The 21,064-nt window shown below is 40.1% G+C and carries 18 protein-coding genes; 16 read left to right on the top strand and 2 right to left on the bottom strand.

What is annotated here, in order from left to right; translation table 11 throughout:
* Positions 1-12 precede the first annotated feature (12 nt).
* The 9 genes from MLE14_RS02010 (at position 13) to MLE14_RS01970 (ending at position 8,776) form a co-directional block, all read left to right on the top strand.
* Complete coding sequence (locus MLE14_RS02010) at positions 13-1,050, top strand: ABC transporter permease (RefSeq protein ID WP_243296593.1); 1,038 nt, start codon at positions 13-15, stop codon at positions 1,048-1,050.
* A complete protein-coding gene (locus MLE14_RS02005) occupies positions 1,028-1,825 on the top strand; it encodes an ABC transporter ATP-binding protein (protein WP_243296738.1) in 798 nt (265 codons plus the stop codon). The genes MLE14_RS02010 and MLE14_RS02005 overlap by 23 nt, the downstream gene beginning before the upstream one ends.
* 219 nt (positions 1,826-2,044) lie before the next feature.
* The gene (locus tag MLE14_RS02000) at positions 2,045-2,440 is read left to right on the top strand and encodes a thioesterase family protein (RefSeq protein ID WP_243296592.1); all 396 of its coding nucleotides are present in this window, start codon (positions 2,045-2,047) and stop codon (positions 2,438-2,440) included.
* Between the two features lie 50 nt (positions 2,441-2,490).
* On the top strand, positions 2,491-3,597 hold the full coding sequence (locus MLE14_RS01995; RefSeq protein WP_243296591.1) for a Leu/Phe/Val dehydrogenase: 1,107 nt from the start codon (positions 2,491-2,493) through the stop codon (positions 3,595-3,597).
* A 16-nt stretch (positions 3,598-3,613) separates the two neighbouring features.
* A complete protein-coding gene (gene pdhA, locus MLE14_RS01990) occupies positions 3,614-4,678 on the top strand; it encodes a pyruvate dehydrogenase (acetyl-transferring) E1 component subunit alpha (protein WP_243296590.1) in 1,065 nt (354 codons plus the stop codon).
* Between the two features lie 2 nt (positions 4,679-4,680).
* A complete protein-coding gene (locus tag MLE14_RS01985) occupies positions 4,681-5,682 on the top strand; it encodes an alpha-ketoacid dehydrogenase subunit beta (RefSeq protein WP_243296589.1) in 1,002 nt (333 codons plus the stop codon).
* 16 nt (positions 5,683-5,698) lie between these two features.
* Positions 5,699-6,937 (top strand): dihydrolipoamide acetyltransferase family protein, encoded by a 1,239-nt coding sequence (locus tag MLE14_RS01980; protein ID WP_243296588.1) that lies wholly within the window; start codon positions 5,699-5,701, stop codon positions 6,935-6,937.
* On the top strand, positions 6,938-8,362 hold the full coding sequence (locus MLE14_RS01975; RefSeq protein WP_243296587.1) for a dihydrolipoyl dehydrogenase family protein: 1,425 nt from the start codon (positions 6,938-6,940) through the stop codon (positions 8,360-8,362).
* A gap of 189 nt (positions 8,363-8,551) precedes the next feature.
* Positions 8,552-8,776, top strand: a complete 225-nt coding sequence (locus MLE14_RS01970; protein ID WP_243296586.1) for a hypothetical protein — start codon at positions 8,552-8,554, stop codon at positions 8,774-8,776.
* Positions 8,777-9,112: 336 nt separating this feature from the next.
* Here MLE14_RS01970 and MLE14_RS01965 read toward each other — a convergent pair whose 3' ends face one another.
* Positions 9,113-9,973: an AraC family transcriptional regulator gene (locus MLE14_RS01965; RefSeq protein WP_243296585.1), complete on the bottom strand. Its 861-nt coding sequence runs from the start codon at positions 9,971-9,973 to the stop codon at positions 9,113-9,115.
* Positions 9,974-10,215: 242 nt separating this feature from the next.
* Between MLE14_RS01965 and MLE14_RS01960 the strand changes: the two genes are divergently transcribed.
* The 6 genes from MLE14_RS01960 to MLE14_RS01935 all read left to right on the top strand — a co-directional run bounded on the left by MLE14_RS01960 (position 10,216) and on the right by MLE14_RS01935 (position 18,954).
* On the top strand, positions 10,216-10,878 hold the full coding sequence (locus tag MLE14_RS01960; protein WP_243296584.1) for an HAD family hydrolase: 663 nt from the start codon (positions 10,216-10,218) through the stop codon (positions 10,876-10,878).
* A 336-nt stretch (positions 10,879-11,214) separates the two neighbouring features.
* Positions 11,215-12,129 carry a DUF1002 domain-containing protein gene (locus tag MLE14_RS01955; RefSeq protein WP_243296583.1) on the top strand — a complete coding sequence of 305 codons (915 nt, stop codon included), beginning with the start codon at positions 11,215-11,217 and terminating at the stop codon, positions 12,127-12,129.
* Between the two features lie 254 nt (positions 12,130-12,383).
* Complete coding sequence (locus MLE14_RS01950; protein ID WP_243296582.1) at positions 12,384-15,581, top strand: phosphodiester glycosidase family protein; 3,198 nt, start codon at positions 12,384-12,386, stop codon at positions 15,579-15,581.
* Positions 15,542-15,799 (top strand): hypothetical protein, encoded by a 258-nt coding sequence (locus MLE14_RS01945; protein WP_243296581.1) that lies wholly within the window; start codon positions 15,542-15,544, stop codon positions 15,797-15,799. Before MLE14_RS01950 ends, MLE14_RS01945 begins: the two co-directional genes overlap by 40 nt.
* Positions 15,800-16,186: 387 nt before the next feature.
* Positions 16,187-18,463, top strand: a complete 2,277-nt coding sequence (helD, locus tag MLE14_RS01940; protein WP_243296580.1) for an RNA polymerase recycling motor HelD — start codon at positions 16,187-16,189, stop codon at positions 18,461-18,463.
* A complete protein-coding gene (locus MLE14_RS01935; protein ID WP_243296579.1) occupies positions 18,460-18,954 on the top strand; it encodes an NUDIX domain-containing protein in 495 nt (164 codons plus the stop codon). Before helD ends, MLE14_RS01935 begins: the two co-directional genes overlap by 4 nt.
* A 354-nt stretch (positions 18,955-19,308) precedes the next feature.
* On the opposite strand, the gene MLE14_RS01930 is transcribed toward MLE14_RS01935, so the two are convergent.
* Positions 19,309-19,881: a DUF4352 domain-containing protein gene (locus tag MLE14_RS01930; RefSeq protein ID WP_243296578.1), complete on the bottom strand. Its 573-nt coding sequence runs from the start codon at positions 19,879-19,881 to the stop codon at positions 19,309-19,311.
* 147 nt (positions 19,882-20,028) lie between these two features.
* Between MLE14_RS01930 and MLE14_RS01925 the strand changes: the two genes are divergently transcribed.
* Complete coding sequence (locus MLE14_RS01925) at positions 20,029-20,859, top strand: aldo/keto reductase (protein WP_243296577.1); 831 nt, start codon at positions 20,029-20,031, stop codon at positions 20,857-20,859.
* The last annotated feature ends 205 nt before the right edge of the window (positions 20,860-21,064 follow it).

Raw genomic sequence — 21,064 nt, 5'->3', positions numbered from 1 at the left:
GGAGTTGATACAATGTTCTCGGCCATTTTTGGGTCGGTAGAGTTAGGTATCATCTATGCCATTATGGCATTAGGTGTATACCTTTCTTTCCGTATACTAGACTTCCCAGATTTAACGGTTGACGGTAGCTTTGTAACGGGGGCAGCTATGGCTGCCACCTTATTAACCCTTGGGTATAGTCCCTTATTAGCAACGGGGGCCTCTATTATTGTAGGGTTTATTGCAGGAACTATTACCGGAGTCTTGCATACAAAAGGAAAAATAAATCCCCTGCTATCCGGAATCTTGATGATGACTGCCCTCTATTCGATTAATCTTCGTATAATGGGAACGACATCGGAAGCAGTCGGAAGACCTAATATTCCTTTATTGAATGTAGACACCATTTTTACACCTGTAGAGCAATGGGCCAGCAACCTTGGAATCAATACGTTTTTTAATAATATTTTCAGTTCGATGGGAGTAGAAATTCTTCCGACCGATTACGGTATTTTATTTATTATGATTGTGGTTACATTAGCAGTTAAAGTTGTTACAGACCTTTTCTTAAAAACAGAAATTGGTCTTGCTATTCGAGCAACAGGAGATAATCAGCGAATGATTAGAAGTTTCTCAGGAAATACAGATAGCCTGATTATCATTGGGCTGGGGATTTCCAACGCATTCGTAGCCTTTTCAGGTGCATTAGTTGCTCAATATCAGGGAAGTGCTGATGTTGGGATGGGTGTCGGTATGATTGTAACGGGTCTGGCTTCCGTTATTATTGGGGAAGCGATCTTTGGGTCTAAATCGATTGTCCGAACAACCTTTGCCGTTATTGGCGGTGCAGTTATTTATCGAATTGTTTTAGGTCTTGCCCTGCAATTGAAAATCTTAGATGCCAGCGATATGAAGCTTATTACTGCTGCAATTGTTATTCTGGCACTGGTTCTTCCAAAGATTATCGACAGCCAAAAAGAAAAGCGCAGAAAAACTAAAAGGCATCAGGAGCTGATGGCAAAATTACAGGTGGAAGAGGGTGATGGAGTTGCTACATCTAAAGGAAATTAACAAAATCTTTAACGAAGGCACCTTAGATGAAAAAATAGCTCTTAGTCACATTAATCTTTCCCTTAAAAAAGGTGATTTTGTCACAATTATCGGAAGTAATGGTGCCGGTAAGTCCACGTTAATGAATGTGATTTCCGGTGTGATAAAACCGGATATAGGAACTGTTACGATTAATGGCAAGGATGTTACCAATCTCCCGGAATATAAAAGGTCTAAATTAATCGGCCGTGTTTTTCAAGATCCGATGGCAGGCACCGCTCCAACAATGACGATTGAAGAGAATTTGGCGATGGCCTTTTCGAGAAATAAGAAACGTGGCTTAAGAAAAGGCGTAACAAAGGAAAGAAAGCAATTGTTTCTTGATGTGCTGAAAAGCTTAAATCTTGGTTTGGAATCCAGATTAAATGCTAAGGTCGGACTATTATCAGGGGGAGAGCGCCAAGCCTTATCTTTGCTGATGGCCACTTTTACTGAACCTGATATTCTTCTTTTAGATGAACATACAGCCGCTCTGGATCCATCGCGTGCCGAACTCATTACAAGATTAACAAAAGAAATTGTCGGTGAACATGGTCTTACTACATTGATGGTCACCCATAATATGCAGCAGGCGATTGATTTAGGAAACCGTCTCATTATGATGGATAAAGGTCAAATCATATTTGAAGCGAATGAAGAACAGAAAAAAACATTAACGGTCGAGGATCTTCTCAATGAATTCAAAAGAATTCGGGGAGAACAACTTGCAAGTGATCGCTCTCTTTTATCTATATGATAATCAGACAGCTCTGGTTTGTACCAGGGCTGTTTTTATGTATTGGGTTCAAAAAAATTATGAAGCATTTGAAAATTCATTTATCATCTTGACGATTTTTATAACGTAATGATATGATAACGTTGAATAAACGTTATAAAAATATCAAAATATACTTAAAAGAATAATAGTCTATTACTCTTTTTTTAATGCCTAAATTTGAATTGGAGCTGACGCGCTATGAAAGAAGGTTTGAAAGTCGGGCAAACAGCTACGATTGATGCAGTTGTTACACCTGATATGTACGCCCAATTTGAAGGAAAGGTCGTTCATCCGGCGTATTCGACCGTGTCCATGGTCTATCATATGGAATGGGCAGCAAGACAAATTATCCTTCCGTTTTTAGAAGACCATGAGGAAGGCATGGGTGGTGCTGTAACGGTTAAACATGTTGCTCCAACTGCTGCTGGTACACGGATTACAGCTACGGCCAAACTCACTTCCTTCACAAATCATAAGGTCGTGACTACGGTGGTTGTCCGTAATGAGAAAGGGATCATCGGTGAAGGAGAAGTGACTCAATACATTTTGCCTAAGCTTGAGATTGAAAAGAAAATTCGTGCCTCATTAGAATAATTTTTTTAATCCGAAAAAATGTAAGCGTTTTCTAAAAGGGAGTGACAGAAATGGATTTGTTTTCACATATATCTGAACATGAGCAGGTCGTTTTTTGCAATGACCCTTCGACGGGGTTAAAAGCAATTATCTCAATTCATGATACGACCTTAGGACCTGCCCTCGGAGGATGCCGGATGCGCAAATATGCCTCTTTCGATGAGGCTCTCCACGATGTGCTGAGGCTTTCGAAGGGCATGACCTATAAATGTGCAGCAGCAGATGTTGATTTTGGCGGAGGAAAGGCCGTGATTATCGGAGATCCTTCTAGGGATAAAAGTCCAGAAATGTTCCGTGCATTTGGCCAATTTGTAGATTCATTGAATGGAAGATTTTACACAGGAACTGATATGGGGACAACGCCAGAAGACTTTGTTCATGCAATGAAAGAGACCAATTGCATTGTCGGAGTTCCTGAAACCTATGGAGGAAGCGGTGATTCCTCCGTACCTACTTCTTTAGGGGTTATTTATGGAATTCAAGCTACTAACGAAGCTGCTTTTGGTTCTAAGGAGCTATCAGGAAAAACCTATTCGATTCAAGGATTGGGAAAGGTTGGGATGAAGGTAGCCGAAAGATTGCTTTCAGAAGGCTGTGACCTTTATGTCTACGATATTAATCAGCATGCAGTTGATTATTTGTTAGAAAAAGCTAAAGCAATAGGTGGAAAAGTAAAAGCTGTTTCTGAAGCTGAGCTTTATCAGGCACCAGCAGATGTCTTTGTTCCATGTGCACTAGGCGGAATTATTAATGATGACACGATTGAGGTGTTAAAAGTAAAGGCCATTGCAGGGTCAGCAAATAATCAGCTTTTGGAAGCAAAACACGGGGACATTCTTTTTGAAATGGGAATTCTATATGCACCAGATTACATAGTAAATGCAGGCGGCCTTATTCAAGTTGCGGATGAACTATACGGACCGAATAAAGAAAGAGTTTTACAAAAAACATCGACCATTTATTCTTCTCTCTTAGAAATTTACCGATACTCTGAATCGCATGGAATTCCAACTAGTAAAGCAGCTGACAGATTCTGTGAAGCCAGATTGGAAGCAAGAAAGAAAAGAAGCAGTTTCTTTTCTCACAGTAAAAGACCAAAGTGGGATATCCGAAATTAATCAAGGGGTGATTCCGATGAAAGAACATTTCCCGATTATTCAGTATGTTGATCCGCATGGAAACGTGAATCAAGAGATTGATACGACACTATTGTCAGAGGAATTGGTTAAAACCTTTTACAAACACCTTATTCGAATTAGAACGTTTGACCGGAAGGCAATTAGTTTGCAGCGCCAGGGAAGGCTTGGCACATACGCTATCTTTGAAGGGCAGGAGGCCGCCCAAGTGGGCAGTGCATTAGCCCTTGAACCAAATGATTGGTTATTTCCTACCTACCGGGATCATGGAGCAACCTTAACATTTGGCCATTCCATGCCACGTGTATTCCTTTATTGGAACGGGAGAGTTGAAGGATGTGTGCCGCCAGAAGGAAAAAAAATAGTGCCTCCAGCGGTGCCAATTGCTACCCAAATACCGCAGGCAACGGGAGCCGCTTTGGCTGAAAAGAGAAAGGGCACGAAAAATGCTGCGATTGTTTATTTTGGGGACGGAGCCACTTCTGAAGGAGATTTCCATGAAGGACTTAATTTCGCGAGCGTATTTAAAGCTCCAATCGTGTTATTTAATCAAAATAATAGTTATGCGATATCAGTTCCGATAGAAAAACAAATGAACTCTGAAACAATTGCACAAAAGTCAATTGCGTATGGAATCCCAGGAATTCGAGTCGATGGCAATGACGTTTTCGCTGTGTATTATGAAACAAAAAAGGCACTCGAACGCGCCCGCAATGGAGAAGGGCCTACACTGATTGAGGCGGTTACGCTTCGTCTAGGTGCACATACAACTGCAGATGATCCGACCAAGTATCGAAATCAGGATGAAATTAATCAGAAAAGAGAGCAAATTGATCCGATTTTAAGAATCGAACGATTTATGAAGAATCAAAACTTATGGGATGAGACATGGATTGAATCCGTTAAAGAAGAAGCTTCCGAAGAAATTGAGGCAGCAGTTAAAGAAATGGAGGCTTTCCCTAAACCTGATGTAAATGACCTGTTTGACTATGTGTTTGCAGAACCAACATGGACCATTCAAGATCAAAAGGAAGCTTACTTCCAAGTATTAAAGGGGGAATAGGCATGACAGTTGAAACCTCAACTAAAACAAAAAAACTGACGATGGTACAGGCGATTACAGATGCAATGCGGACAATGCTTCAGGAGAATGAGAATGTTTTAGTTCTAGGGGAAGACGTTGGAAAAAACGGTGGGGTGTTTCGGGCTACGGATGGGCTTCAGGAAGAATTCGGAGAGGATCGGGTTATTGACACGCCTTTAAGTGAATCGGGGATTGTTGGTGTTTCGATTGGCATGGCGATGAACGGACTTTTGCCGATCGCGGAAATTCAATTTTTAGGCTTTATTTATCCAGCCTATGAGCAAATTATGACTCATGCAACGAGAATGAGAATGCGGACAAAGGGAACATACACGGTTCCGCTCGTAATACGGGCTCCATACGGGGCAGGGGTTCGTGCTCCGGAAATTCATTCAGACAGTGTAGAAACCTTATTTACTCATATGCCTGGGATTAAAGTGGTTTGTCCGTCCACACCATATGATGCGAAGGGATTGTTAATTGCAAGTGTAGAGGATCCCGATCCAGTATTATTTATGGAACCAATGCGCTGCTATCGTTCAAGTCGTGAAGATGTGCCAGAGGAAAAATATACAGTTGAAATCGGGAAGGCAAAAACCATCCAAAACGGCGAGGACGTTACGGTTATTACCTGGGGAGCGATGGTGCCAGTATGTCAGCAAGCTGTAAAAGCCGCTCAAGAAAACGAAATTACCTGCGAGCTCATTGATTTACGGACTCTTTATCCGCTTGACCGTGATGCAATTAGCCAATCCGTTCAAAAAACAGGCCGGGTTGTGATCGTACATGAAGCTCATGCTACGGGAGGAGTTTCTAATGATGTGATGGCGATTATTAATGATACTTCATTTTTATACTTAAAAGCTCCGATTCAGAGAGTAACAGGCTTTGATGTACCTGTACCGTTTTTCGCATTAGAAGATCACTATTTACCTACGCCAAAGAGAGTTTTGAAAGCGATTGCAAACGCTGTTCAATTTTAGATAAGGAAGTGATTTCATGCTTGAGGTGAAGCTTCATGATATTGGAGAAGGCATGACAGAAGGGGAAATTCTCCACTATTTTGTCAAGCCCGGTGATCATGTGAAAAGTGATCAGCCGCTTGTGGAGGTTCAAACCGATAAAATGGTGGCTGAACTTCCTTGTCCGGCAGATGGGATTGTTAAAGAAATTGTAGTAGAGCCTGGTACGACGGTAACGGTCGGGACCACACTGATTTTAATCGAGGCAAAAGGTGCTGCTGCAGGTCAAGAAAAACAGCCCGTTATCGAGACAACGGACAACAGGGTAATAGAAGGTCCTCAGCAAGCATTCCAAACAATAAAACAAAGGAGGGTTGTATTAGCTGCACCTTATACGAGAAAAATCGCTCGTGAAAATGGGGTGGATATCGAACAGATTACGGGAACCGGACCTGCAGGGAGAATCACAGATGACGACGTCTACCGCTATATGGATTCGTTAAATGGAAGCAACGAGGCTGCGGTAGCTATTGAAACTAAGAATAAGGAAATAGAACTCTCCCCGCCACCTGTCTCAGTGAGGAATGATGAGGAAGTTATCCCTTTCAAAGGTCGGAGAAAACAAATTGCCAAAAAAATGGTTCAATCCCTATTTACAATTCCACATGTTACCCACTTCGAAGAACTAGAGATAACCGAATTGATGAAAATGAAAAAGCAATTAAAAGAAGCAGGAAAAACTGTTTCCTTAGGGGCATTTTTTGTTAAGGCAGTCCAATTAGCCTTACAGGATTATCCGGTCTTTAATGCTTATTTAGACGAGGCAGAAGGTGTTATAAGACTTAAAAAGGAATACAATATTGGACTCGCCACTGATACGGAAGAGGGTCTAATTGTACCGGTAATTCATCGGGTTGAAAAAAAGTCTATTTTAACGATTCATCAAGAAATGAAGGAATATACAAAAAAAGCACTAGAAAATAAACTCTCAGCTAAAGACCTGCAGGGAAGCACCTTTACGATTTCAAATGTTGGTCCCCTTGGCAGCATAGGAGCAACGCCAATTATTAACTATCCGGAAACGGCTCTCCTCGCTTTCCATAAAACGAAAGAAAGACCAATCGTAAAAAATGGAGAGATCGTAATTGGAAATGTAATGAATGTCTCAATGTCTTTTGATCATCGGGTTGCAGACGGAGCAACAGCCGTAGCCTTTACCAATCGATTAGCTGAATTTCTGGAAAATCCAAGTCTATTACTAGTGGAGCTGGTGTAAATGGTTGTTGGAGAATTAGCGATGGATCGTGATGTCATTATCATTGGCGGAGGCCCTGGGGGATATTCAGCTGCGATTCGTGCGGCACAATTAGGGAAAGAAGTGACACTGATTGAAAAAAATGATATGGGCGGTGTCTGTTTAAATGAAGGATGCATCCCTTCTAAGGTATTTGCGGAAGCAGCAAAGCAAAGTCAAGTATTTCCCCATTTAGAAAAGCTGGGCTTTGAGCTGGAGAAGCCCGGCCTGGATTTTACAAGACTGCAAAGCTATAAAAATCAAGTTATTTCACAGCTAAGAGCGGGTGTGGAGGCCTTATGCAAAGCGAATAAAATTGAAAGAATTGAAGGAAGTGCCTCCTTTTTATCTGAAGACCGATTGGGTGTAGAAAATGGCCACCAGTTTGATGTTTACCGATTTAATCATGCGATTATTGCAACGGGAAGCCGTGCTATTCCGCATTTTAACGGCACTAAAAATATTATCAATGAACGAACTGTATATAGTATCGAGAAAATTCCTTCCTCATTGATTGTAAGCGGAGCCGATTATTTGGCACTTGAAGCGGCATTTTGCTATTCTGCTTTAGGAAGCACAGTAACTTGTATCGTAGAAGACGATGAATTTACTTACCTGGATGGAGCTATTATAAAGGAATTAAAAAGGCAATGTAAAAAGAAAAAAATCACACTGTTATCAGGTCAGATTCAAAAGGTTGAGGAAAACGAAACAGGCATTGAGATTGATGTAAAGAATCCGAAAGGGGAAGTACAGCAGCTTTCTAGTGAATATTTTTATAGCCGTTCCAGCTATGAAGGTAATGTTTCTGATTTAGGAATTGACCGCCTCGGAATGAAGCTTGATTCATCTGGATTTATTTTAGTAGATTCCAAATGTCGTACCTCGATAAGAAATCTATACGCAATTGGAGATGTGACAGGCGGTAAACAGCTTGCGGTAAAAGCGATTCGACAAGGAAAAGTAGCAGCAGAAATGCTGGCAGGGATTCCTTCAGAATGGGATGATTCCTATGTGCCGACTGTGATCCATACGATTCCGCCAATTGCAGCAGTCGGAATGACGGAGGAAGAAGCACAAAATGAAAACCTGCCATATGAAGCTGGCCAATTTTTGATAGCGGGAAACGGCTACGCTGGTTTAAGGGAACAAAAGGACGGTTTTGTAAAAGTGTTAAAGGAAAGCGGAACGGACCGAGTTTTAGGTGTTCACATTATGGGGGACGGGGCAGTAGAATTAATTTCATCCGGCATTTTTGCCCTTGAAATGGTTGCTAGGGACGAGGATCTTCTCTTTCCAGCCTATCCGCATCCGAGTATGAATGAAGCTTTGTTAGAGGCAGTTGAGGCGATTAAAGGGAGGGCTATTCACCAGGCACCAGTAAAAAAAGAAGTTTCAGTCAAATAGACTGCGATTTAGAATCGCAGTCTATTTTTCTGCTTCTCGGGGAGACAAAACCGGGAAAGTCGAAGAATCAACTGTCCTTCATAAGGGTGATGAAGGACAAAATGAGGGAATTTTCTTATAGATCAGGTCTAAACCAAAGTATTCCCACATATTGTTTAATCACAACCAATTGAAAAAGGTGAGGGCCAGATGTTTTCTGTGTATTTTTTTGAAAATAAAGATCTCGTCTTAAATCAGCTGTTAAAACATGTTCCTTCAGCAGGCGACGAGATAAAAATTAAAGGCCGTAAAGGAAAAGTATTAAGTGTTGCTACCGTTGATGACAATAAAATCTATGTACAAGTTAACCTAGAAAAAGTGACCAAATCAAAAGCAGCCGCGTTAACTCCTTTAGACAAGAAGAAGAAAAGGTAATTCAGTGAAAAATATTTAGTACTTATGAGCAAAAATTAAATTAAAACAGCATTAGAAAAACCGGGAATTCCCGGTTTTTTTGTTTGGTATAAGTCCAAGACTCGCATACCGTTACAATTAACTCGTATACAAAGATTTCATGAAAAATGAAGCCGTATATCATCAGCCTCCTCTTTCCCTTTCCTACAATTAAAAGTAGCAGGCTCTGTTAGCGATAAGTGTTGAATTTTATCAAAAAGACCAGTCAGATTTTTTCTAACTGGTCTAGTATTGTAAATGAAGATTTAACGGAATGACACTTCAGTAAATATAATAATCATCTAAGTGTATCGCTAACTATTTTTTCTTTACTGGCATCCAAATTTCGCTATATACATTTTCCGAAGTGCCATTGTACTTTGTAAATGAAATCCCAGGTAAATCTGCTATTTCATATCCTGAAGAAGGCAGCCATTCAGAATAAATTTTAGCGGTAGTTTCTTGAAGCGTAGCAGGAAATGGTCCTTGATTAGGGAAAATGGCCCATAAACTTTCTTCAATTGAAAGTTGTTCTAAATCATCGAATGGATTTTCTTTTGTAGTTGCAAAACCAATCATATGAGTTAAGTGGCCTTTTTCTTCCAAGAAGCCATCATCAAAATCATAAGATACATTCAAGACCTGATGAGGATATAAATCAGCTAATTGATGCATTTCATTTCTTTGTTGTTCGGTAATTGACTCGGCTAGTTCTATAATTGCATTATTTTCATCTTCGAATTGAATGGGCACTCTTTTCGATACACCTACTATATTAAACTTCTCTTTCTTTTCAATTTTGAATTCCATTGATTTTCCTCCTTTTATATCTATAAAGAATGAAAATTTGGGAAATGATTTTTGAATTTTGTTTTTAGCTACTTCTGAAGGTAAAAAACCACTCCATTCACGAAAGGCTCTTGAAAATCCTTCTATAGATTGAAAACCATATTTATAGGCAACATCTGTCACCTTTGCTCCGTTAATTAACTCAACATTTGCAGCAGATAATCTCCTATTTTTGATATACTCATTCAATGATATTCCAGCCAAATACGAAAACATTCTTTTAAAATGATAATCAGATATTCCTACAATTTTTGATATATCTTTTCCAGAGATATCTTCCGTCAAATGTGTTTCAATGTAGTCCATTAAATGATTGAATTCTTGTAACATTCATTTCCCTCCTTTACAAATACATATTATCGGTAAAATTCATTATTTACTCGATATTTTATATACGGAATGTATCGGAATTTGTTTTTCATAAATATTATAATCGGCACTTTAACAATCATTTCATAACATTCTATATTAGTCATGTATGACGCTAAATAGCGTAAACTTACAGAAATCCCCCAAACAAATACCAATAACTATGGTACGATGTAAAAAACATGGAAACAGGAGGCATCTGAATGAAGGCAGTTATATTTGATTTTGACGGAACCATTATTGATACAGAAAGTGTATGGTTTGAAGTATATCGTGATCTTTTAAAGAAACGCTATGGATATTCTTTATCATTAAAAATGTTTGCACAGGTAATTGGAACCGTTAATGACGTGCTTGCCAATCAGCTAGAAGAAGAAATTGGGGATGCTTTTGACCGAAAATGGCTTGAAGAACAAGCAGAAGAGGAATTTCAAAACCGCAGGTCCGCGTTGGTTCTGAGGGACGATGTAAGAGAATTAATCGGTTTCTTAATTGAGCAAAACGTGAAGCTTGCGATTGCTTCAAGTTCTCGGTTGGAATGGGTTCAAGCCTATTTAGAAAAAGAGAAGTTAACTGACTATTTTCCAATTCTTTTAACTAGTGATGATGTAGCAAAAGTAAAACCAGATCCAGAACTTTACGTGAGAACTTTGGAAAAGCTAGGCCTCCATCCTGAAGAAGCAGTAGCGATTGAAGACTCAGGACATGGTTCACAGGCAGCAGTTGATGCCGGAATTCAAACTTTTGTGGTACCGAATCCTGTCACTTCTTTCATACAGTTTCCTAAAGAAGTTACGAAATTTGATAGTTTTCAAGATTTAAGAAAAGCATTAGAGGGAAGGCAGGATAATAAAACATCTGTGTAAATGGATGTCACATGGTTTATTTCATTGCTTTTTTGATTTTAGGGTACAAAATCTTAATCTAATGCCTGATATAGCTGGATGGAGAAACATTATTAATCAAGTAAGTGATTATCAAAAATAGTCTGTTTGATCAAAACAGACTATTTTTTTCGTTTTGGAAATTGATATATTTCTCTGCTTGTGGATCATGTTTGATAGCAGCATACGGATAATTCGTTTTTTCTTTTTATCATTTCCATTTCTGCCTATTTCTTTCTGGTTTTGAAACTTATTTGTTAGGGTATTCGTCATATTGTAAGTATAATGGACAATATAAAAAATAAAGGAGAGAAACCGATGAGGTTCTTTAAAATGATCGCATGTGGTACATTGTTGCTGCTTGTTTCATTTATAGGAAATATGAATGCTGTTCATGCAGATAGTAATGATCAGGGAGATAGCATTAATGAAAAATATGGACTTCCGGTTGTTGTGTATGGGGAAGCACTTTCTGAAGCGCAGAAAGAAGAAGTCCGGGAACTATTAAATGTAACAGACCCCACCATGGTGAAAGAAATAACGGTAACAGGAGAGGACCTTGTTCAGTATATTGATGGGGATCCCCATTCTAATATGTATTCCTCTGCGAAAATTACTAGAAATGATTCTGGAGAAGGTCTTGTTATTAACCAAGTAACTCCTGAAAATATTACCGAGGTTACCGATGAAATGTATGCCAATGCTTTATTGACTGCAGGCATTGAAAATGCGGTGGTAGATGTAGCATCTCCGGTAAAAGTAAGCGGCCACTCAGCTCTTGTTGGTATTTACAAGGCATATGACGAAGGAGAAGGAACAGAGCTTAACAAGGATAGGACACAAGTGGCTAATGAGGAGCTGAGTCTTGCAACCGAGTTAGCACAAAAGGAAGGGTTAGATCAGGACAAAGTAAGCGAACTGTTAACGGAAATTAAGCAGCAAATTGCAGAACAAAACCCTGTATCACGAGAAGAAGTGGAGCAAATCATTGATGAAAGATTAAAAGCACTTGAAATCAGCCTGAGTCCTGAAGATCGTCAGCTGCTAATCGATTTATTTGAAAAAATGAGGAATTTAAATATTAACTTTGATAATGTTCAGTCCCAGCTTGAAAACCTCGCAAACGATATCCAACAAAGGATCGAAGAAGCGGTAGGAGACAAAGGTTTTCTTCAAACTATTATAGATTTCTTTAAAAACTTAATTGAAAGTATAAAAAGTTTATTCTCTTAAACCAAAAATGCAGGGAGCATTTATGCCTCCTGCATTTTTTTTTGGAATAAGAACTTCATAAATCCCGGCTCCATTGTCGCTGCCATCCATTTAGCATGAACTTATTCCCATACAGCCAGTAGGCATAATTCCTCATTTTTCCATAATACCCTATATATTTACAAAATTCCCACAAAATTAACACATTTCTTTAAAAGAGAATCGCTAGGTTTAATAGTGAAAGACTCTATTTTTATGAAAAGGAGTGTTAATGGATGAAATCAAGATTATTACTGGTCTGGTCTTTAATGGTTTCAATACTATTCAGTCTAGTTTCTCCGGCACTAGCTGAAACTTTGCCAAAAAGTCTAGATCCATCCTCAGTCCTTGATGAGCGTCCCGCGCAATCATCGAAACAGGATGAGCCGCAGACGATCATTGAAGGTGACAGGGGAAAGACGCTTGTTACCAATCATCACACCGAACAGATTGGAAAAGGGGTTGAATTGACCACTTTTGAGCGATTTGATGCCCGTGGTTGGTTTAATGGAGAAATGCTGAAAGTAGATTTAAGCAATCCATCTGTTTTTGCCGACCTGCTCCATCCGGGAGTGGTATCAAAGGCAGAAGGGATTTCAAAATCTGCTAATCGTAAAGGGGCAATTGCCGGTGTAAACGGTGACTTCTTTGATATTAATAATACCAATGCCCCGCTTGGCGCGGAAATTGAAAATGGACAGCTTGTGAAAGGTGCTCAGCCTGGTCGGGAGAAATCAGCCGGAATTACAGAAAGTGGCATTGGACAGCTTGCCGACATTCTGTTAGAAGGAAATGTATCCTTTAACGGCAGCAAGCATTTACTTCATGCGTTGAATCAAAGCAGCATTCCTAAAGATGGAATCGGCTTATATACGGCACAATGGGGCAATTCCTCCCTAAGTGGAGCAGCTGGCGGAAGTACTTCCGTTCATGAAGTTTTGGTTGAAAATGGAAAAGTAGTGAAAAGCAGTCCAAGCATCACAAATAGCAATATTCCTGAAAACTCCTTTCTATTAATTGGCCGTGAAGCGGGGGCAGCAGCTTTACAACCATTGAAAATAGGAGATGAAGTTTCAGTAGAGTATGCGCCAAAGGTGTCTAATGGAGAACTCTTTACATTTGCTATTGGCGGAAATCCAACTCTTGTAAAAGATGGAGAAGTTCAGCCTGTCGATGATTCAGTTACTGCCCCTCGGACAGCGATTGGTTTTTCTGCTGATGGAAAAGAGATGTATCTTGTTGTTGTGGATGGCAGACAAGCAAGCAGCCGCGGCATGACTCTTCGTGAAATGGGAGAGCTCATGAAAGAGTTCGGATCTTATCAAGCGCTGAATCTAGATGGAGGCGGATCCTCTACACTGGTTGCACGTACGCCTGGTGAAGATCAGGTTGAAATTAAAAATAATCCGTCAGATGGAACAGAACGTGCCGTTCCGAATGGAATTGGCATTTTTACTGAAAAGGGTAATGGCATTCTTTCTGGTTTGAATGTACATACACAATCAACACTTGAACATTCAGATCGTGTCTTTCCTGGATTAACAAGGGTCTTTGCTGCAGCAGGCTATGATGATGCTTTTGGTTCTGTCCGGACAGAGGAAGTAAGCTGGCAAACCCTCCCTAGTGACGTTGGAAAGTTTGATCAGGATGGGACTTTCCATGCAGCGAAATCTGGAACTGCTCTTGTAGAAGTTCAGGCTAAAAATATAAAAGGGACAACCCCGATTACCGTTTTAGGCGAACTGGACAAGATCGAAACAAACAAGCCTAGACTTGGGTTAGCAGAAGGAGCCACTGAAACGTTCCATATCAATGGTTATGACGAAAATGGCTACTCCGCCCCAATCGAACCGAGTGATGTTCAGTTGGAGTATGACCGATCTGTCATTGAAGTTAGGAACAATACAGACGGAACATTTTCCGCGATTGCAAAGGTAAGCGAAGGCTCTACCTTAGTCACTGCGACCGTTAATGAAAAAAAAGCCTATCTTCCTGTGACGGTTGGATTAAAAACAGAAACGATTTCAGAAATGGAAGCTTTGTCAGATTGGCGCTTCTCCTCTGCCCGTGGTTCTGGAACGATTTCATCTGCAGCAGGCAGAAACGGGAATGGGATAAAGGTGAGTTTCGATTTTACAGCGTCTACAGGAACCCGTACGGCTAATATCCACCCTGTTCAATCGCTTATGCTTCCTGGTGAGCCGCAATCAATCGGTTTGTGGGTAAAAGGAAATGGAAAAGGCGAGTGGATGTCTTTTACATTAAGAGGTGCTAATGGAAGCTATCATTATCTTTACGGGCCATATGTCACTTGGACAGGCTGGCAAAAGGTTGAGATTGCTGTTCCTGCAGGAGTAGCTTATCCGCTTGAGTTACGAACCATCGGAGCAATTGAGACAAACAGAAATGACCAATACACAGATGAACTTGTGTATGATGATCTGTTTGTTAAAGTAAGCCCGACCGTTGAGGTGCCGGTCATCTCAGAGAAAGCCGATTCTTTAGTAATCCAAAATGGAGAAATTGAAAAAGATCGCTGGAAATTTGCGGTGATGTCTGACAGTCAGTTTGTAGCAAGCTCACCGAATAGTCAGCAGGTTCGTCTGGCTAGAGAAAGCTTGAAGCAGATCGTGGCGAATGACCCTGAGTTTTTAATTATCGGCGGCGATTTAGTAGATACAGCTTATCCAGAAGACTTTGAATTGGCAAAGCAGATCTTAGAGGAAGAGGTTGGCGATAAGTTCCCGATCTATTATGTACCTGGGAACCATGAAATGATGGGGACAGGGAACAAGGATAATTTTATGAAAGCTTTTGGGGAAAACAAGTTCTTTTTTACCCATAACGGGACGCAATTTGCATTGCTTGATTCAGCGACAGGCAGCTTCCGTACGTCTGATTTTGATCAATTAGTCGAGTTAAAGGAAACATTAGATAGGGCAGCTGCTGATCCAACTATTAAAAATGTAGTTGTGTTTGGCCACCATCCTACAAGGGATCCGCTTTCTACGGCGAACAGTCAGCTGAGTGACCGAAAAGAAGCAGAGCTGATTGAAACGTGGTTAACTGAGTTTAGAGAAAAATCAGGCGGCAAAGGGGTCATTTATCTGTCCGGACATGCACATACCGTGAATGTGGACCGCGTCGATGGCGTTCCTTACATGATTGTAGGTCCTGCCGGAAAGGCTCCATATGGTGCTGCGGATGAAGGAGGTTTCTATGCTTGGACTATGTTCGGAGTTGATCCAACCCCGATTCCATCTAAAGCGAATGGACCTGAAAAATCAAGTGAAATAAGTCCAATTGAAGATACAGAATGGATCCGGGCAGAAGTGAACCCGCTTCTTGAAGCTATAACAGTAGATGGACCAGAAACAATTGGAGCAGGGAAACCGTGGAGATTAAAGCAACCGGACATCAAGCAGGCAACTTAACCTTCCCTCTTATGTACCCAGCCAGCGTCAAATGGAGCGGAAGTGAAAATGTCTATATTGGAACAGGCGATGCTCTTAATAAAGCGAAAGAATCCAATCAGTATGATGCTGTTTTTGATACTGCTACAGGAATCCTCACTGGGTTAAAAGCAGGGGAAATTTCTTTGACGGTAGAATCCAATGGGGTTGAAGCAAACAAAGATATTACGGTTCACTAGTTAAAGGATGCTGGCCGCTGTGAAGGGGCCAGCATTTTTCCTTCTAAAATATAGGGAATCATTTTGTAAAGGATCATAAAGAAAAACATGAGGGGAAAAAGTCCTTCTTTTTTTATTAACAACAATTTAGTAGATTCAACCACAAATCGCAGAACGGTGTCTTCGCAGGAGCTCACTGCAATGACAGTAGTTTTTAACATTTATTTCTTTTCCTCTTGATTCCGTATTTCCCTTCGATTAGAATAATCTTTACCCTGTTTTTTCCACAACCATTATTGCTCCCGGCGAAATGACTGCCATGGTTTCCAATTTACCATTCTTTTAATCTATTTCACCGCTATTAAAGGAATGGACGTTTACGATTTCTAAACAGGAAAGGAGACCTTTATGTCTGTAAAAAATCATCCTGATTTTGAAGCAGAAGTCAAACGATTGCAATTTACGAAAAAGTATATGGACGCTGTGATTTTGACAGCCGAGACGAGTTCGGAGCAGTTTAAGGAGAATATGAAATTAGCATTTGAGGATCTTGTTGATGCTGATTCCAGTTTAAGCTATACGGAATTGTTAGCGAATGCCAGATTTTTCGAAATGTCCAAAGCAGATCTTGAAAAACTAAAAAAGCTCCGTGCCAAGCCATACTTTGCTCGAATTGACTTTTTAAGAGAGGGTCAGAAAGACAAGGAAATTTACTACATCGGAAAAACCTCCTTATACAAACGAGAAAATCAGGAACCAATCATTGTTGACTGGCGTTCACCGATTGCGAACCTTTATTACGAGGGACGAATCGGGGAAGAATCTTACCATGCTGAAGGAGAAGTCTATCATGGGGAACTGTCGTTAAAAAGACAGTACATTATTGAAGAAGGGGAACTTGAGGAAGTTCGCGATATTGACCTGACGACAAATGATGAAATCCTCCAAAAATCTTTAGCTAAAAGTGCCAGCAACCGCCTCACCGATATCATTAACACCATTCAAGAAGAACAGAACCGTGTCATCCGTGCAGATTTAAACAAACCGATTATTGTTCAAGGCGCAGCAGGAAGCGGTAAAACCACTATAGCATTACACAGAATTTCCTACTTCATTTACAACTATGCTGAGTATTTCCAGCCAGAAAATTTGATGATTTTAGCTCCTAGCCGGCTATTCATTGATTATATTTCAGAAGTACTGCCTGAGCTTGGAGTTGAAAAAGTGAAACAGTTTACCTTTACAGACTTTGTGCTTCAATGCATCGGAGTGAACATAAACCTAATCAATGACCAGAAGCTGATCCAGTTAGTTGAACAAGGTTCAGATGAAGTCAAAACTGCGGCATCTATTTCCGGGCTAAAAGGTTCCAAGCTTATGAAGAAAATTCTTGATCGGTATTTGCAGCATATTGAGCACACGTTTCATGCAACCGAAGATGTTTATGTCGACAAGTATAAAATTTTTACGGCCAAAAAATGGACCGCTCTTTTTCGAGATGACTATCAGTACTTACCTGTTTACCGACGTGTAGAGAAATTAAAATTGGTTTTACAAAATGATGTGCGGCAAAAGAAAAAGCTAATGGTCGATAAAATTATCCAGTTTTACGATGACAAAATCGAAAAAGCGATTTATCGGATGAAAGATCCTAAAAAGAGACAAGCTTACGTCTCGGAAGCTTTAGACCGAAAGGAAATGAGAGTGAAAGAGGTTCAAAAAGCGATTCGGACAGCGGTGCCGCAATATTTAAGAAAATTTCCAAGAAAAAAACTGCTGGATTATTACGAGGAGCTGTTTCATGACCCCGGCCGTTTAATGAAATTTGCCGATGGAAAACTTTCTTCCAAAAAGGCTGAAGCTTTATGTCGGTACAGTCTTCAATTAATGGCTCAGAAACAATTAGAAATGGAGGATCTCGCTCCACTTCTTTATTTGCAGCAAGCCCTATATGGTATTGACCCTCATTACCGTGCCAAGAATGTTGTGATTGATGAAGCACAAGATTATAGCTATCTTCAATTTGCTTCTTTAAAGGCAGCACTTGAAACAGATATGTTTACGATTGTAGGGGATTTAGCCCAGGGGATTCACGCTTATCGCGGAATCACTGACTGGCAATTAATCAAGAACGATTTGTTTCCGCGCGCGACTTATATAGAATTGCAGAAAAGTTATCGGACAACAGTTGAAATTATGGAGGAAGCAAATAAACTGCTTGCTTTGATTCCAGAGGAAACTCCGAAAGTTGAGCCGGTCGTGCGTCATGGGGAGAAGCCCAAATTTATAGAAATTAAAGAAAAAAAGGACGTTTTAGATCAGATTGAGCAATGGATCGCTGCTTATAAAGAAGAAGGGTTCCAGACTTTTGCGATAATCGGAAAAACGATGAAGGATTGCCGTAAAATCGCAAAAATTCTTGAGAGAAGCAGCAAAATCTCGATTCAGCTTCTTCATGAGCAAGACCAACTAAAAAAGGAGAACATTGTAATAGTGCCTTCCTATCTGGTTAAGGGACTAGAATTTGACGTGGTCTTTATTGTTTCCCTGGAGGAATCTTTTAGAAAAGAAGAGGAATTAGATGTAAAGCTGCTATATGTTTCCATGACAAGACCTCTTCATCGATTGCTGTTTTTAGGCAACAAAAACGATTTTATTTTAAATGGAGAGGAACAAAATCTATGACATATCACATTAGAGTCCGTGCTGGGGCTGTGATTATACAGAATCAATCGATTTTGCTCGTTGAATTTACAAATGAGCGAGGAGTTCATTATAATTTACCGGGTGGCGGGGTTGATCCCCATGAATCGATTCGGGATACCGTCCGAAGAGAGGCAATGGAAGAAGCTTGCGCTGATGTCGATGTAGGCCCATTAGCATTTGTCTATGAATACGCTCCACATTTAAGCAGCTATAGGTTTGGGGACACTCACACTATTAGCTTTTTCTTTGAAAGCAAGTTAAAGAATGGCTCTGTGCCAAAGTATCCTGATTATCCGGACCCATATCAGACAGGAGTTAAATGGATTCCTTTATCCGAGTTAGATCATATCGTTCTTTTTCCTAATATAAAAAAACAGATAATAGAGTATTCGTTAAAGAAGAGAAACATAGTTTGGATTTCAGAAGATGAATTGGAAGAGGCATATTTTAAAACCCAACCAAAAAAATAGCAGGGACTACCCTGCTATTTTTTTGGTTAGATAATGCCGAGTGTTTTCGAGAAATTCTATCGGTCAAAATCGATGTTTACGGGTCAAAATTATGTTCTATCGGTCAAAATTATGTTCTATGAGTCAAATCGAGGTGCTTATCAGTCAAAAATGGGTTTTTATCGGTCAAACCCGAAGTTCTATCGGTCAAAATCAGTTTCTGCGGGTCAAATCCGCGTTCTATCAGTCAAAATTGGCTTCTATCGGTCAAATCCGCGTTCTATCAGTCAAAATTAGTTTCTATCGGTCAAATCCGCGGTTCTATCAGTCAAAATTAGTTGATCTGGGTCTCTCAGTTCTTCAAGTCAAAATTTTTTATTTTGCCGGAAATCTCCAAACGGCTGCATCACCGTCAAAGGAAGCCATTGATTCATATCGAAGCTCCCACTCACCCTCTTGCGCGGGAACATCAAAGTAAACGGATCCTCGTGCTTTTTTCCCTCCAGGAAGTTCAGTTGATAGAGCCATATCTTCTGCCGGTAATGCTTGAGTTAATTCAAACCCTTCAGCATCATATAGAGTGAATTCAGTACTATCAATAAAATACGCTTCCTGATTCGTGTTCTCAACAACAAAGTTAGCTACAATAGCGTGGTCTTGGGTTAAGGGCTGAAATTCATTAATTTCACCTTGATACACTTCGACACTTTCAAGCGTAATATTGACTCCTTCAACAGTCACCGTATCACCGATTTTGGCCGCTTGTGCTTCTTGATTCTCTTCCTCTTGGGCATCTTCCTGATCCCCATTTCCTTCAGCAGCCCCGCCATTTTCTGCGGTGTCGCCGCCGTTATTATCTGCAGCATCATTGCCTTCATCGGTGGCTCCCCCACAAGCGCCCAATATCAATAAAAAACTTAATAAGATCGGAAAAAGTTTTAGTTTCATGATGGACCTCCTAATATTAGTATCGATTTTATTATGTTCAAATGGCACTTTTTCATTACTTTCTCATAACAAGTTTCAAAAGTGGAAGATGAATTAAGAGTTCGGTTATCATGGAAAAAGAAACTTATTTTAATGGAGGGCCAATATATGAGAAAAACCTTACAGGGGACAACAACCTTACATAATGGAATTGAAATGCCTTATTTTGGCTTGGGGGTATATAAAGTAGAAGAAGGGCAGCAAACAGAAGCAACCGTTCAGGCAGCCTTACAGATTGGGTATCGTCTGATTGATACGGCCGCCTTTTATGAAAATGAAGAAGGGGTTGGAAGTGCAATTAGAGAAAGCGGTGTTCCGAGAAAAGATATCTTTGTGACAACAAAAGTTTGGAATAGTGATCAAGGATATGACTCGACCTTAAAAGCATTTGAGTCCAGTTTTAATAAGCTGGGATTGGATTATATTGATTTATATTTAATCCATTGGCCAGTAGCTGCGAAGTACAAAGAGACATGGAAGGCTCTGGAACGTCTTTATCAAGAGGGGGCAGTGAAGGCAATCGGTGTCAGTAATTTTCAGCCTCATCATCTTGAGGATCTGATGAGTACAGCTAACGAAAAACCGACAGTTAATCAGATTGAATGTCATCCTCTGCTTACGCAGACAGAGCTTAAAAAGTTCTGTAAGAAGCATGACATTAAGGTAGAAGCATGGTCTCCCATTGCCCGTGGACGTGTGCTTGATCATCCGGTTTTGGTGAAGCTTGCTGAAAAGCATCAAAAGTCACCAGCCCAGATTATTTTACGCTGGCACCTGCAGCACGACGTCATCATTATTCCGAAATCAGTAAATGAAAAACGGTTAAAAGAAAATGCAGACATCTTCGATTTTGAATTAACCGCTGAAGATATGAATCAAATTGATAGTCTCAATCAAAATCAAAGATTTGGTTCAGATCCTGACAATTTTGATTTTTAAAAACTCCGCTTTTGCGGAGTTTGCTTTTGCGGAGTTTCAGATTGAAGACAAAAGGCATTTGGGAATGTTTTTATTCCAAAATGCCTTTATGATTTTAAGAATTTTTCTCAGAATCCATCTTAGAAATGAGTGTGATTTGTCTATTATTCTTATTCTTTATGCCATTTTTGGACTTACCCAAGTCCAGTTGGCTAATTTTTTAAGA

The sequence above is a fragment of the Bacillus litorisediminis genome, from assembly GCF_022808645.1.
Taxonomy (GTDB): Bacteria; Bacillota; Bacilli; order Bacillales; family JC228; genus Bacillus_BF; species Bacillus_BF litorisediminis.
This window is presented reverse-complemented; position numbering and strand designations above follow the sequence as displayed.

Excerpts from the sequence above, each read along its gene's own strand:
- MLE14_RS01965 (WP_243296585.1), bottom strand. The coding sequence starts at position 9,973 with ATGTTACAAGAATTCAATCATTTAATGGACTACATTGAAACACATTTG.
- pdhA (WP_243296590.1), top strand. The coding sequence starts at position 3,614 with ATGAAAGAACATTTCCCGATTATTCAGTATGTTGATCCGCATGGAAAC.
- MLE14_RS01995 (WP_243296591.1), top strand. The coding sequence starts at position 2,491 with ATGGATTTGTTTTCACATATATCTGAACATGAGCAGGTCGTTTTTTGC.
- MLE14_RS01970 (WP_243296586.1), top strand. The coding sequence starts at position 8,552 with ATGTTTTCTGTGTATTTTTTTGAAAATAAAGATCTCGTCTTAAATCAG.
- MLE14_RS01925 (WP_243296577.1), top strand. The coding sequence starts at position 20,029 with ATGAGAAAAACCTTACAGGGGACAACAACCTTACATAATGGAATTGAA.
- MLE14_RS02000 (WP_243296592.1), top strand. The coding sequence starts at position 2,045 with ATGAAAGAAGGTTTGAAAGTCGGGCAAACAGCTACGATTGATGCAGTT.
- MLE14_RS01930 (WP_243296578.1), bottom strand. The coding sequence starts at position 19,881 with ATGAAACTAAAACTTTTTCCGATCTTATTAAGTTTTTTATTGATATTG.
- MLE14_RS02010 (WP_243296593.1), top strand. The coding sequence starts at position 13 with ATGTTCTCGGCCATTTTTGGGTCGGTAGAGTTAGGTATCATCTATGCC.
- MLE14_RS01975 (WP_243296587.1), top strand. The coding sequence starts at position 6,938 with ATGGTTGTTGGAGAATTAGCGATGGATCGTGATGTCATTATCATTGGC.
- MLE14_RS01985 (WP_243296589.1), top strand. The coding sequence starts at position 4,681 with ATGACAGTTGAAACCTCAACTAAAACAAAAAAACTGACGATGGTACAG.
- MLE14_RS01980 (WP_243296588.1), top strand. The coding sequence starts at position 5,699 with ATGCTTGAGGTGAAGCTTCATGATATTGGAGAAGGCATGACAGAAGGG.
- MLE14_RS01955 (WP_243296583.1), top strand. The coding sequence starts at position 11,215 with ATGAGGTTCTTTAAAATGATCGCATGTGGTACATTGTTGCTGCTTGTT.
- MLE14_RS01935 (WP_243296579.1), top strand. The coding sequence starts at position 18,460 with ATGACATATCACATTAGAGTCCGTGCTGGGGCTGTGATTATACAGAAT.
- MLE14_RS01950 (WP_243296582.1), top strand. The coding sequence starts at position 12,384 with ATGAAATCAAGATTATTACTGGTCTGGTCTTTAATGGTTTCAATACTA.
- helD (WP_243296580.1), top strand. The coding sequence starts at position 16,187 with ATGTCTGTAAAAAATCATCCTGATTTTGAAGCAGAAGTCAAACGATTG.
- MLE14_RS01960 (WP_243296584.1), top strand. The coding sequence starts at position 10,216 with ATGAAGGCAGTTATATTTGATTTTGACGGAACCATTATTGATACAGAA.